The following is a 13,821-nucleotide window of genomic DNA, read 5'->3' as shown; positions in this document are numbered from 1 at the left end:
GTCGAGCACCGTGGACGGAACGCGTTTCATGGCGAAATCACTTCGTGCCACTGGCGTGAGTAATCATTCAGTCTGCCATTTGAACGATCGCCGATCCACGCGTGGCGTTCTGAATCGCCCGCTCCATGGCAGCGAATCGAACGCGTGGCACACGCACCGAGAAGATGGCCTCCACCTCAAAACGCTGCTCCAGCAGTTCAGCGTCGTACTCAGGCAGCAGTTGCTGCAGCGCACCAATGGCGCCGTAGCCCACCCGCACCGTGACATCTACGCTGTCCACGCGCTCGGCCCGTGGCATGGCCACCAGAGCCTCCTGCACGGCACCGCTGTAGGCCTTCACGAGGCCGCCGGTGCCGAGTTTGGTGCCACCGTAATAGCGCGTCGCCACGGCCGCGATTTCGCCGACGCCGCTGTGCAGCAATACCGTGAGCATAGGGCGACCGGCAGTACCGTGGGGCTCACCGTCATCGCTCATGCCCACGCGATCGGTGCTGCCGGGCGGCCCAACCACATACGCCCAACAGTTGTGCGTGGCATCGGCGAACTCGGCGTTCATCGCCTTGATGAACGCCTGCGCCTCTTCACTCGATTGGATTCGCGTTACCGTGCAGATGAACCGGCTGCGGTCGATGACTTGCTCAACGCGATGCTGTTGCGCCGGAACAGGATACCGACCGCTGTCACTCACGTGTCACTCACGTGTCACTCACGCGTAGGGACTGTCTCCGCCACCGCGGGGGGAACTACCGCCGCTTCCACCGGATCTGCCGCCACCACCGCTCCCGCCCTGTCCACGATGCGGACCACGACGAACTCGGCCCGCGGCCCCCGACTTCGGGCCGCCATCGGCCGGGCCACTCGCACTCGGACCACGGGATGGGCCACGTGATTCCGCCGCCTTCTTCGCCGGAGCCGCCGGTCGCGCGCCACCCGACTGCGCCGCACTACGACGCTCCACCTTGGCCGCCGCACGCGCACGGTCTTCTGCCTTCTTCTTGCGGATTTCGGCAATGCGCTCGGCCAGCGGGACTTCAAGCTTGGTCTGCGGCTTCGCGTTGTAATCGAAATCCGGCACCGTCACGCGCGGCAACGACTTCTTGATCGCGCGCTCGATCTGCTTGAGATCCCCTTCTTCTTCGGGCGACACGAAGGTGAACGCCTCACCGGTCGCTTCCGCACGCGCCGTACGACCGACGCGGTGGATGTAGTCCTCGGCGGCCAGCGGCACGTCGAAGTTCACCACGTGACCAAGCGCTTCCACGTCGATGCCGCGAGCCGCGATGTCGGTGGCCACCAGCACCTGATATTCCCCGTCCTTGAAACCGGCGAGCGCCTGTGTGCGCTGCGATTGCGAGCGGTTACCGTGAATACGCTCGGCCTTGATACCGGCGGTTACGAGCTGCGAGGCCAAACGGTTCGCGCGGTGTTTTGTACGCGTGAACACCAGCGCCTGCGGCATGTCACCGCGCTTCAGTAGCGCGACCAGCAACCCGCTCTTGAGATCCTGCGACACCGGGTACACGGCCTGCGTGATGCCCACGGCCGGAGCCGCCTGACGCTGCAGGTTGAGTGTGAACGGATTGGTGAGCAGGTCCTTCGTGAGGGCGGCAATCGGCGCCGGCATCGTGGCGCTGAAGAACAGCGTCTGCCGCTTTTTCTGCGGCAGGTGACGCAGCACCTTTTTGATCTCGGGCAGGAAACCCATATCGAGCATGCGATCGGCTTCGTCGAGCACCAGATACTCGAGATGCTCGAGCTTCGCATACGGCATGCGGAAGTGATCGAGCAAACGACCCGGCGTGGCCACGATGACATCGGCGCCGCTGCGGAACGCATGTTCCTGCGGCCCCATTCCCACACCACCGAACACCGCCGCACCCGTGAGTGGCGTGTGTACCGTGACGTCGTTCAGACTTTCGACGATTTGCGCCGCCAGCTCACGCGTGGGCGTGATCACCAGCGCCCGCGTGAACCCGCGCGGCTTCTCCATGATGTGATGGAGAATGGGGAGCAGGAACGCATACGTTTTGCCGCTGCCCGTCATCGCGCAGGCGAGGACGTCACGTCCCTCCAGAGCCGGCGGAATCGCTTCGGCCTGAATCGGGGTGGGACGGGCAAAACCGAGCTCCTTGAGACCCTTCTGGAGGCTCGGATGCAGTTGCAGCGAAGAAAACGACGGCGTAGGGGTCACGTAAGCGGGGCACGGGGAACACAAACAGGATATTCGAAATGTAACTGGCTCGGGGGCGAACGCGTGATGTGCAGCCGGAATCCGCGCTTCACCCAGTGGCCGCGATTTCCTCACCCGGATTGATGAACTGGTCCTGTTCCAGCTGATACTGCCGGTTGTACAGGTCCCGGTAGCGTCCGCCGATAGCGAGCAGTTGTTGATGCGTGCCGCGTTCGATGATCTGACCGTGCTCGAGTACAAGGATCTGATCGGCGCTCGTGATCGTGCTTAGTCGGTGCGCGATCACGAATGTGGTCCGGCCGGCGCGCAGACGGCGCAGTCCTTCCTGAATCAGGTGCTCGCTCTCCGAGTCGAGCGACGACGTCGCTTCGTCGAGAATGAGCACGCGGGGATCAGCCAGGATCGCCCGGGCAATCGCCACCCGTTGGCGCTGACCGCCGGAGAGCTTCACGCCGCGCTCGCCAACGATGGTGTCGTATTGCTGCGGGAAACCCGAGATGAACTCGTGCGCGTTGGCGATCTTCGCCACGGCCATCACTTCTTCCTCCGTGGCACCGGGCTTGGTGAAAGCGATGTTCTCCATCACCGTGCCGTCGAACAGGAAGTTGTCCTGCATTACCACGCCCAGATGGCGACGATAGTCGCGCAGCTTGAGCTCGGACACCGGCGTCCCGTCTACCTTGATCTGTCCTTGCTGCGGCTGGGCGAACGCCATGATCAGCGAGATCATCGTGCTCTTCCCGCTGCCGCTCGAACCCACGAGTGCGGTGGTCGTGCCCGCCGGCGCGGTGAATGACACATCCTTGAGCACTGGCGTGCCCGCTTCGTATTCGAACGACACATGCTCGAACTCCACCCGTCCCACGACGGAAGGCACCGCGGTCTTGGCGGCATCTTCCTGGTCTTCCGTGGGCATGTCGCGGAGTTCACGAATACGATCGAGCCCGGCGAAGGCTTCGGTGATCTGCGTACCGATGCTCGCGATCTGAATCAACGGCGCCGTCACCATCACGATGAAGAACACAAAGGTGATCAGGCTACCGACGGTCATCTGTCCATTGATCACATCGCGGCCGCCTACGTACATCGCGATCAAGCCGATCACGCCCACCACGGCCAACCCCAGCGTGCCAGTGAGCGACGTGCCGGTGATCGTCTTGGCAATATTCTGAAAGAGCTTCTGCACACCCTTGCCGAACACTTCTTTCTCGCGTTCTTCGGCCGTGTACACCTTGATCAGCCGGATGCCGCCCAGCGTTTCGGTGAGGCGTCCCGTTACGTCGGCGGTGATCACGCTGCGTTCACGAAAAATCGGCCGCAATCGCTTGAAGGCGATCGACATGACCACGCCGAACATCGCGAGAAACACGATGGTGGCGGCGGTGAGCTTCCAGTTGAGATAGAAGAGCACGCCAAGTGCGGCGATCGCACTCACGATGCCACCGGTCAGCTGAATCAACCCGGTGCCGATGAGATTGCGGATGCCCTCCGGATCGCTCATGACGCGCGACACCAGCACGCCGCTCTTGGTGCTGTCGAAGAACTTGACCGGAAGTCGAATCAGGTGCCCCTGCACCTCTTCACGCAGCCGCGCGATGGCCTGCTGCGCCGCCACGCTCACGACTTGCGACAGCGCGTAGCCGGTGATCGACTGTACGATCGTCGCGGCCAGGCCGGCCAGCGCGATATAGCCGAGCAGCTGGATGTCGCGATTGGGCAAAACCTCGTCGAGCACCATTTTGGTCGAGTACGGCAGCACAAACCCGGCGGCGCGGCTGATCAGCATCAGCACGAGACCGACCGTCACCGAGGTGCGGTGTTCCCAGATCAGCGCGCGGGCCTCGGCCCAGGCGCGCTTAGTGTCGTACTTGGGCTTGCCTTTGGGCGGTGGATTCATGCGCTGAACTTAACCACTCTTGGCACCGACGGATCTTGAGGGGAAGCCGACTGGGGAGGAACGTGTGAGATCGAACGGAGGTATCGCTCCGAGTGGTCCAGCGATGCCGGCAGCCTCCGCTTCCGGAACCGGAGTGGCACGTCCGGTCGCCGTCACACGTTTCTGACCAAATTGCTCCCCCATCGGCATCCGACGTTCGCTTCTGCGGCCCGTCTTCTGTTCCGCAGCCCCGCCGCTTGGTACTTTTAAGATTATGTACATCCCCGACAACGAAACCATCGCCAAAGTCGAGGTCCTTGCGGACCTCGAGCAGGACGTCGCAGACCTGACGGTCGCGCATGAAGCCAAGCGTATTCTGTGGTTCCCGTCGGAACTGCTCGCTCCCGAGCCGGACACCGACCCCGATGCGTTTGTGAAGCAGCTCCGGGAGCGCGCGAAGGGCATCAGCATGCCAGCTCGCGTCGCCTTGGCGCTCAATACGCTCACCGAGGAAGGTCTGCCCCACTTCCACCGCCTGCTGGCCACGTACCTGGGCGGCGACACGTTCTGGGCGAAGTGGACCAATCTGTGGACGGCCGAGGAAGACCGGCACGGAGCCGTGCTGCACGATTACGCGCACGACAGCAAGATCCTCGACAACCCGGTGCTCGAGCGGATGCAGTTCGAGTATCTCAAGGCGGGCTTCGAGCCCACCTGGGACAAGGATCCGTACCGCGTGTTCGTGTACACGTCGCTGCAGGAGCGCGCCACGCAGGTGAGTCATGCCAACACGGGCAAGTTGGCCGGGCAGTACGAACCGCTCATCGGCACCGTGCTGCAGAACGTCGCCAAGGAAGAAGCGCGGCACTACGTGTTCTACCGCGAAGTATTCCTGCGCGTGCTGGCCCGTGATCCGAATCGTGCCCTCGAGTCGGCCGCGCTGATCATGCCGAGCATCGACATGCCCGGTATCAGTATGCCGCACTTCCGCGAGATGGCCGACGTGATCCGTCGCGCCGGCATCTACGGCCCCCGCGATTACATCAAGATCGTCGAAGACCTCATCAAGTTCTGGTCGATCGACACGCTCGAAGGGCTGAACGAAGCTGGTCGCAAGGCGCAGGAAAAGATCATGGCGATCAGCGAGCGTCTCGAGCGCGTGGCCAACATGATGGAGACGCGCAGCCGCGCCAAGACGTTCTCGTTCAACGTGGCCTTCGCCCGCGAATTCGCGATGGAGTGAAGCACCGCGATCGTAACGGCGGCTGACAACCCCGCTAGCCGCTGTTGCGTAGCCCGGCCGCGATCCCATTAATCGTAATGTGAATGCCGCGCCGACGACGCTCGTCGTCGGTTCCGGTGCCCGACGCCTGCGCCTCGCGATAGCGACGCAACAGCTCGATCTGTAAATGATTCAGTGGGTCCATGTACGGAAAGCGATTGGCGATCGAGCGCTTCAGCAAGGGATTCTCCGCCAGCAATTCCGACTGCCCCGTGATCTGCTGCAGCGCGTCGCGCGTGCGATGCCACTCCGCCGACAGCAGCGCGAACACGCGCTGTCGCAGCTCGGCATCCTGCACCAGCTCGGCGTAGCGCGACGCTACGGCGAGATCCGACTTCGCCAGCACCATATCGATGTTCGACAGGAGCGTGCGAAAGAACGGCCAATGCCGAGCCATGCGTTGCAGCATAGGGAGACCCTCCGGCGTCTCGGCGAGATAGTCCGCGATCGCCGACCCGAATCCGTACCACCCGGGCAGCATGAGCCGACACTGCGCCCACGAGAAGACCCACGGAATCGCGCGAAGATCTTCGATGCGATCGCTGGGGCGTCGTGCTGCCGGCCGGCTGCCGATGTTGAGCGTCGCGATCTCCGCCAAGGGTGTGGACTCGCGGAAGTACTGCGCAAAGCCCGGCGTCTCGTATACCAGGGCGCGATACGCACGGAAGGCGATCGCCGACAAGCGATCCATGACCGGGTGGAAGGCCTGCTCCACACGGTCGGCCTGCTCGCCGCGCGGCTCATGATCGGTGAGCGAGGCCTCGAGGGTGGCCGCCACCAGCAGCTCCAAATTGCGCCGACCCACATCGGGCGTGGCGTACTTCGACGCGATCACTTCCCCCTGTTCGGTAATACGGATCTGCCCGCTCACCGCGCCCGCCGGTTGCGCAAGAATCGCCTCGTAACTCGGACCGCCACCGCGTCCAACCGAGCCACCGCGGCCGTGAAAGAGTCGCAGTTTCACACCGTGCTGCGTGAACACGCGCATGAGCGCCAGCTCGGCCTGATACAACTCCCATCCCGACGTCAAGAAGCCACCGTCCTTGTTGCTGTCGGAGTAGCCCAGCATCACTTCCTGCCGATCGCCCTGCGACGCAACCAACGCGCGATACACCGGCAACGTGAACAACGCATCCATTGTGCGGCCAGCGCGACGTAAGTCTTCGATGGTCTCGAACAGCGGAATGACCTGCATCGCCGTCGCTGGCGAGGCACCGCCGCTCGCGAGCCCCGCCTCCTTCAGCACCAGCGCCACCTCCAGCAGGTCCGACACGCCATCGCACTTCGAAATGATGTAGTGCGGAAGCAAGGCGTCGCCGAAGCGCCGACGCAACGCACGCGCGGCGAAGGCAATGGCGAGTTCTCCCTCCACCTCGCTTGAGTAGGACAGATGCGGTGAGTACAACGGCCGCGTCCCGGTGAGCTCCGTGGTCAGCATCGTGATCCGCTCGTTTTCGCTACGGGCGGCATAGTCGGCGCACACCCCCGCACTCGACAGCAGCTCGGCGACGACGCGCTCGTGGACATCGGCGTTCTGACGCAGATCGAGTGGTGCCAGATGAAAGCCAAACAGCTCCACCGCGCGCAACAGCCGACGCAAACGACCGGTCGTGAGACGCTCAGCACCGTGCAGCCGTAGCGCATCGCGAATCACCGTCAAATCGCCGCTCAGCTCCATCGGCGTGGCGTACGCGGCGTCCGTGCCGATGGCCTGACGGATCGGCGCCGGCAATCCCAGCGCTTGGGCGGTGGCTGCCAGACGCGCGTAGATGCCGATCAGTGCGCGGCGGTACGGCTCATCGAGTCGTTGTGACGACGTGTCTGGGGAACGCGCGGCGAGGATCGATAGCTCGGCGGTCACCGGCACGAGTCGGTCCGAGAGCGGCAGGTCGTAGCCGAGTGCGTGCACTTCCTCGAGATAGAACTCGATGGTGGCTGACGCCTGTAAGCGGACGGTTTCCTGCAACGTCTCGGCGGTCACGAACGGATTGCCATCGCGATCACCGCCGATCCAACTGCCCACGCGCAGGAAAGGCGGCAGCGACCACGTGTGCTCGGGGAATCGCGCGCGCAGCAGATCTTCGGTGTCGCCGTGCAGCCGAGGAAGTTCGGTGAAGAACGTGCTACGGAAATAGTTGATCCCGTTCTTCACTTCGTCGATCACGCGCAGGCGCTCACTCCGCACCATGCGGGTATGCCAGAGCGTGAGTACGACCCGCTTAAGCGTCTCGTCGGCGTCGCGCTGCTCATCGGGAGTGAGCGTCTGCCGGTCGCGACGATTGAGCACGCCGGCGATCTGCTGCAGCGCACGTTGCGTACTCTGCCGCTGCACTTCGGTGGGATGCGCCGTGAGCACCGGCGAGATGAGTGCCGTCGCAAAGAACGCCTCGATCTTCGTTACAGCGTCCGACGTGTCGCGAATAACCGCATCGAGCGAGAACGCGAAACTTCCTTCGCGGGGCGGAGAGGCCATGATCTCATGTTCTCGACGACGACGCGAACGGTGCGTGTCCTCGGCGATGTTGGCGAGCTGCAGAAAATAGGCAAACGCGCGGACCACCCGGTGCATGTCCTCGGGGGGCAGTTGGTCGAGGAGCCGATGCAGCGCGGCGCGATCGTCGGGGCTTCCCTCGCGCGCGAAGCGCACCGCCGTCTGTCGCACCGACTCGACGAGCTGAAAGATCGCGACGCCTTCCTGCTCGCGGAGCGTGTCGCCCAGGACTCGACCCAATAAGCGGATGTCGTCGCGAAGCGGGAGGTCCTTCTCAAGGCGGCTGGTCACTGAAGTCTCTGACATGTCCTGCGAATCTACCGTTGGACACCCGAGTCGGCAGCAACGAGCCCGAATGCCCAACGCTTCACCATATTCGCGTGCTATTTCGTGCTGAAGCGCATTCCCACGAGGAAGCGGTTCGTGCTGAAGAAGTTGATCCCCTGATGTTCCACGAAGTACTGCGGGCGACGACGGTCGGCGTCGGTTCCAGCCGAGGTCGCCACGCGGTCGTAGGTCACGCCGTAGGCGGCGTTCACGCCGAACTCGGAGTCCCGATCACCGCTCGCGGCCAGGAAGCCGAGTCCCGCCCGAAGATACGGGCGATAGGTCCCGGGTGTGTTGAGTCGGAGCGCACCGAAGTCATACTGAGCGCCGACCGCCAATGAGACCGAGGTGCCATTGCCGAGTCCGATGGCGAAATCCGGTACCAATCGCAGCGCGGTTACGCCGAACACTGGCCCAAGATCAAGCTGTGCACCGAGAGCCAGCTGACCAAAGCCCGCCACATACGGTGACACCTGCTGAATCCGCAGGGCGCTCGTCCCGGTCGCGGTGGAAGACGAGGGCATCACTACCACGTTTGGCGGTGTCATGACCATGGTCGGTGCCACGTTTGGCGGGACCACGCGCGACGGTGTCATCCGCAGCTGCATGTCCAGCGCGTCGAGACGTGCCCGGAGCGCGCGGACCTCTTCGTCCTTGACGTTGTCGCGACTTGCGGCGTCCGGCGTGCGCAGCCGCGCCTCGAGGCGCTCAATCTGGGCGCGAAGCTCGCGCACCAGCGAATCGTTCGCCTGTCGGGCCGCGGTGCTGTCCGACAGGCGCTGCACGTCGGCCGGCGTCACGCGCATGGTACGCTGCGTGCTGTCGCCGTAGCGAATGTACAGTTCACCGACGGTCGGCGCCGGTAGCATGATCATGATGGGACGCGCCGGCTGCACTGGCTGCCCGCGCCGCCGCGGATTCTCTCGCCCGACGCGACGTTCCATCATCACCATCATGGAATCGCGCGCTTCCATCATCGTGTCGCGTGCCGCCATCTCGCGACGCATGCGAAGCAGATCAGGATCGCGGGTCATCATGCGATCATCACGATCCCGCGCCATGCGCTCACGTTCGGCGCGGGCGTCGCGCTCATCACGGCTCGGCATCGACTTGCGCGACCGTCCCAGATCAAAGCCTAGTCCAACCGTGTACATCAGGTTGTTGGTGAGCTGGTCGGTGGTAGCGATGCTGTCGAGATCCTGCGGGCCACGTACATAGTCGCGCACGGCGACATTGAGCCGGAAATTGTCCGTCAGACGGAACGCGACGCCGGCACCGGCGATGAGCGCCGTTTCCGCGTCGCGCGCGCGGCCCTGCGTGTCGCGATAGTCTTCCCCGAAGTCGAGACGACCGGCACCAAGCACGATGAACGGCGACGGTCCCCGCGAGCGCGTGAAGTTGAACTGCGCTTCACCACCATAGCTCTCCATCGGCTGCTTATCGCGCAAGTTGCCGGAGCGCCCCTGCCAATAGAACGCGCGCAGGCCCACGAACTGGCCCACATCGATACCAGTGCGAACACCTACCAACGCCTGACGCGGCAATGACTTGTCGTCGAAGTCCAGACGACCGGCGAATGCTTCGAGCGGCACCGAACCGATCGACCAGCGATCCGTGCGTTCGTTGTCGCGTGTCTCCTCGTCAAGTGCACCGCCAATCGCGATGCCAAGGCCCGCGCTGGCCGTCCAGTTGCTTCGCGTCACACGACGCTCAGCCAGCGAGTTGCCACCGGTCGTGCTGGTGAAGAGCGTGCCCGGGGCCAAGCGGAAGCGCGAATCCTCGAGCATCACCATCGCGCGGATGTTCGGGGTGGCGTCGTACTGAATGCCTCCACCATATCGGTAGTTGATCTGGTCCTGACGTTCCACGCTGTCGGCCTCGAAACGCATGACTCCGGCACCAGCCGAAAGAAACGGTGCGATTCGTCCCGTGCTCAAGCGAATGGCCAGGTTTCCTCCGAAGGTGCTGGCGTCGGTCGTCGTGCGACGTGGGCCAAGCTGCCGGACACCGGCCGAGCGAAGGCTGTCACGCGTCACGCCGAGCGCGGTGGCACGATGGTAGTAGCCGCTAACCGACAGCAGCGATCCGAAATCAGCTCCGAAGCGACCGCCATAGAACGGGGCGTCCTCGATACCGAGACTCTTGTCCCACCAGGTGTATTCGGCAGACGGTGACAGCGTGAAGCGCACGCCCTGCGCGGAAGTCGCTGGCGCGACGGCAATACTGGCCACGAGCGCGACTGCGGCGGTCGTCGCGAGAGCGACGCGATATGTGACACGAGATGTAGGCTGCAGCACAGGATTCATGCGGTGTTCCCTCTTGAAGTGGATATTGGTTCAAAAGAGCTATGCACGTTCCGCGCCTCATTTTGTGATAGCATTCTATATTTTGCGCGTTGAATCGGACCGACCCGGCGCTCAGAGCCACCGCCACGCGTTACCGCCACGCGTTACCGCCACGCGTTACCGCCACGCGTTACCGCCACGCGTTACCGCCACGCGTTACCGGCGCGTATTACCGGCGCGTGTTACCGGCGTAGGCCGCGTACGACCTGATCCGGATAGTCTCCGAACAAGCCATCCACACCGAGTCGTACCAGCTCCCGCACTTCCGCGATCGGGTCACCACCGTAGCGCTTGGCAAGAAACACCGGCTCCGGTCGAAGCGTCCACGCATGCACCCGAAGTCCCGCGGCGTGCGCATCGGTGATCAACGACGTCGGCACAGCCGCCGAATCGTCGCCGACGATCTGTCGCGTGTTCGCCCCGATCCCGTAGGCATACGTGGCGATGTCGCGCAGCGCGGCCGGCGTGACCTGCGACGCCGACGACACGAGCTGAATCAGGCGAAGCCGCGTTTGCGTGGCGAGCGCGCGTAGATTGCCGCTCTCAAAGCTTTGGATGAACACCGGCGCCTCTGGACGATCGAGCCGACGCGCACGCAGAGCACGCAGCATGCGCTCTTCGATCGGCAGTCCAATGCGGCGGAAGTAGGTGGGATGCTTGGTTTCCGGATACACCCCGACGGTACGGCCGCTCGAACGTGTCAACGAATCGGCCAACGCCAACACGTCGTCGAAGGTCGGAATCAGAAACTGCCCGTCGTACGCGTGCGACCGGAACGACAAGCGCTCCCGGGCCCGGAGCGTGTGCAGCTCGGCCAACGTAAAGTCTTCGGTAAACCATCCGTTGATGGTGTCGCCGTCGATCACTTTGCGCGTCTTCCGGGCGGCGAACTTTACCGCTACGTCCGTGGTGCCGCCGATCTCGTTCTCATGACGAGCCACCAGCACGCCGTCCTTGGTGCTCACGAGATCGGGCTCGATATAGTCAGCCCCCATCTGCACCGCGAGCGCATAGCCCTCGAGCGTGTGCTCGGGGCGGTGTCCGCTGGCCCCACGATGCGCGATGACCAGCGGGGTGGCCGCGGGGACTACGACCGAGGGCGACCGCTCGGTCGCCCTCGTCCCGGGCGACGTTACGCAGGCGACGAGGAGCGTCGGAACGACGGCACGGCACACGGGCCAGTATCGAGTACGCATCCCGCGAGCTTAACGCACCGGCCGGGGGCAACGATAGCCAATCCGGCCTCCCGTGATCAAGTTGAGACACTGTACGCCCGCCCTGAGCCACGCGCTCCTCTCGACGTCGAGTTTCTCCCAATGATTCGCACCGCTCCTGAAGCCTTGCTGACGGCGATCCGCTCAAAGGACCGCGACACCATCTCGGCGATGCTGGCCGACGATCCGTCGCTGGCACTGGCGCGGGCGACGGGCGGGGAGTCGCTGGTCCTGCACGCCTGTTACATGGGCGCACCAGAGCTGGCCGACCTGTTGCACCCTGGCCGCGCGATCGACGCCTGCGAAGCCGCCGCGCTCGGCGACGTGAACACGCTACGCACCACCATCGAGAACGACGACGATGCCCGCGTGCGTCGCAGCACCGATGGATGGGCGCCGCTTCATCTCGCCGCATTCTTTGGACGAGATGACGCCGTCACATTGCTGATCGATCATGGGGCGCCGCTCGACGCGCACTCCACCAACGCGCTGCGCAATTCACCGCTGCACGCCGCACTGGCCGGCAATACACTGCCGGTGCTGGTGCGTCGGCTAGTGTTTGCCGGCGCCGATGCGACCGCGCGCGACGCGCACGGCAATACGCCGCTGCATTTGGCCGCGTCTCGCGGCTTTGAGCCGCTATGTGATCTGCTCATCGCCCGTGGAGCCGATGCGCATGCGCTGGCCGACGACAAATCCACGCCCGCCATGCTGGCATTCGCGCGCGGATTCCCCGACCTCGGTACGAAACTCGCAGCCATCAACATCGAGTCGGTCGAGTAACGCCTCAGACCAAGAGTTCGACGCCACGGCGAAACTGCGACGGAAACTGAAAATCGGCGTCTACTGGTTGTGTGCTCTTTACCCACGATCCGGCTCTGCGCACGACAACTTACTCAGGCCTTGTCAACGATTTTCTGTGTGGATTCCCGATGTCCGATGCCGCTGCCTTCTCGAAGCAGGTGCGCCCCTGTGCACGATGTGAGTTGCCGCCTCCGGCCAACCTGACGACTGGTGACCTGCACTGCTGGTTCCCCGCGGACTATGTCGCCGGAAAAGTGCGCGCGGCGCTCCGTCAGTTCGGTATCAGTGGCCGCCCTTCGGTGGGCGACGGCACGGTATTTCACGTCGATCCGTCGCCCAGCGAGGCGATCGCCGAGGCCCTCGGCGACGCCCTGTCTACGGTGGAACTGGACGACGCGCGAGCCTTGTTCTGTTTGCCGGACGTGGCGCCGACGCCGAGCGACATTGCACGACTGGAGCCGCTCTCGCGAGTTGTCATCAGGGCGCGTAGTGGATGGCTGCTGGCCGCCATGCGTGAACGCCGCCTCACGTCGCACTTCCAGCCCATCGTCCACGCCGATCGCCCCGACCAGATTTATGGCTACGAGGCGCTACTCCGTGGCGTGAATCCGGATGGCAGTTTTATCTCGCCAGGCGCGCTGTTCGAGACCGCACGTGGTGCCGGGCTGCTCTTCCAGCTCGATCTCGCCGCGCGTCGATCGGCCATTGCCAACGCGCATGCACATCAGCTCAAGCACGCGCTGTTCGTGAACTTTGCACCGACCGCGATCTACGATCCCAAAGCGTGCCTCCGCAGCACTGTCGCGGCGATCGACGACGCGCGTATCGAGCGCAGCCAAGTGGTTTTCGAGATCGTCGAGACCGAGCGCACACACGATCCGAAGCACCTCCGACGCATTCTCGACTACTATCGCGACGCGGGCTGCAGAATCGCCCTCGACGACGTCGGCTCAGGCTATTCGTCATTGAATCTGATTCACCTGCTTCGTCCCGATGTTGTGAAGCTCGACATGGAGCTCGTGCGTGACGTCGATCGCGATCCGTACAAAGCGCGCATCGCGGCCAATCTGCTCGACATCGCGAACGCCCTCGGCATCGATGCCCTCGCGGAAGGCATTGAAACCGAGGGCGAATTGGAGAGGGTGCAGCAGCACGGCGCCAAGTACGTGCAGGGGTTTCTGATTGCACGACCGGCACCGATACCGCTTTCTGCCATTCCCCAGCGGTCGCCGGTAGGCGTCGCCGCGTAGCGACGTCAACCAGCGACCGCGTCCCGCGACTGCGACGCGCG

9 protein-coding genes are annotated in these 13,821 nt (G+C 63.9%); 3 read left to right on the top strand and 6 right to left on the bottom strand.

All coding sequences use genetic code 11. The features are described 5' to 3' along the window. Positions 1 to 67: 67 nt before the first annotated feature. From ACLL97_RS04975 to ACLL97_RS04965, 3 genes are all read right to left on the bottom strand, one after another. Positions 68 to 688, bottom strand: a complete 621-nt coding sequence (locus tag ACLL97_RS04975; protein ID WP_411279374.1) for a YigZ family protein — start codon at positions 686 to 688, stop codon at positions 68 to 70. 18 nt (positions 689 to 706) lie between these two features. After that, entirely contained in the window at positions 707 to 2,191 is a 1,485-nt protein-coding gene (locus ACLL97_RS04970) for a DEAD/DEAH box helicase (protein ID WP_411279373.1), read from the bottom strand. Positions 2,192 to 2,279: 88 nt separating this feature from the next. Next, entirely contained in the window at positions 2,280 to 4,088 is a 1,809-nt protein-coding gene (locus tag ACLL97_RS04965; protein WP_411279372.1) for an ABC transporter ATP-binding protein, read from the bottom strand. Positions 4,089 to 4,341: 253 nt separating this feature from the next. Between ACLL97_RS04965 and ACLL97_RS04960 the strand changes: the two genes are divergently transcribed. Then, positions 4,342 to 5,310 carry an acyl-ACP desaturase gene (locus ACLL97_RS04960; RefSeq protein WP_411279371.1) on the top strand — a complete coding sequence of 323 codons (969 nt, stop codon included), beginning with the start codon at positions 4,342 to 4,344 and terminating at the stop codon, positions 5,308 to 5,310. Positions 5,311 to 5,344: 34 nt separating this feature from the next. Here the strand turns inward: ACLL97_RS04960 and ppc are convergent, their stop codons facing one another. The 3 genes from ppc to ACLL97_RS04945 form a co-directional block, all read right to left on the bottom strand. Next, a complete protein-coding gene (ppc, locus tag ACLL97_RS04955; RefSeq protein WP_411279370.1) occupies positions 5,345 to 8,146 on the bottom strand; it encodes a phosphoenolpyruvate carboxylase in 2,802 nt (933 codons plus the stop codon). 77 nt (positions 8,147 to 8,223) lie between these two features. Continuing rightward, complete coding sequence (locus ACLL97_RS04950; RefSeq protein WP_411279369.1) at positions 8,224 to 10,473, bottom strand: outer membrane beta-barrel protein; 2,250 nt, start codon at positions 10,471 to 10,473, stop codon at positions 8,224 to 8,226. A gap of 221 nt (positions 10,474 to 10,694) precedes the next feature. After that, complete coding sequence (locus ACLL97_RS04945; protein WP_411279368.1) at positions 10,695 to 11,708, bottom strand: glycerophosphodiester phosphodiesterase; 1,014 nt, start codon at positions 11,706 to 11,708, stop codon at positions 10,695 to 10,697. Between the two features lie 120 nt (positions 11,709 to 11,828). On the opposite strand from ACLL97_RS04945, the gene ACLL97_RS04940 reads away from it, so the two are divergent. Together ACLL97_RS04940 and ACLL97_RS04935 are read left to right on the top strand one after the other, a co-directional pair. Continuing rightward, entirely contained in the window at positions 11,829 to 12,509 is a 681-nt protein-coding gene (locus ACLL97_RS04940) for an ankyrin repeat domain-containing protein (protein ID WP_411279367.1), read from the top strand. A gap of 149 nt (positions 12,510 to 12,658) precedes the next feature. Beyond that, positions 12,659 to 13,780 (top strand): EAL domain-containing protein, encoded by a 1,122-nt coding sequence (locus tag ACLL97_RS04935; protein WP_411279366.1) that lies wholly within the window; start codon positions 12,659 to 12,661, stop codon positions 13,778 to 13,780. Positions 13,781 to 13,821: the final 41 nt, after the last annotated feature.

This window comes from Gemmatimonas sp. (genome assembly GCF_046594945.1).
Taxonomy (GTDB): Bacteria; Gemmatimonadota; Gemmatimonadetes; order Gemmatimonadales; family Gemmatimonadaceae; genus Gemmatimonas.
The sequence above is the reverse complement of the archived record's forward strand: the minus strand, read 5'-3'. Positions and strand labels throughout refer to the sequence as shown.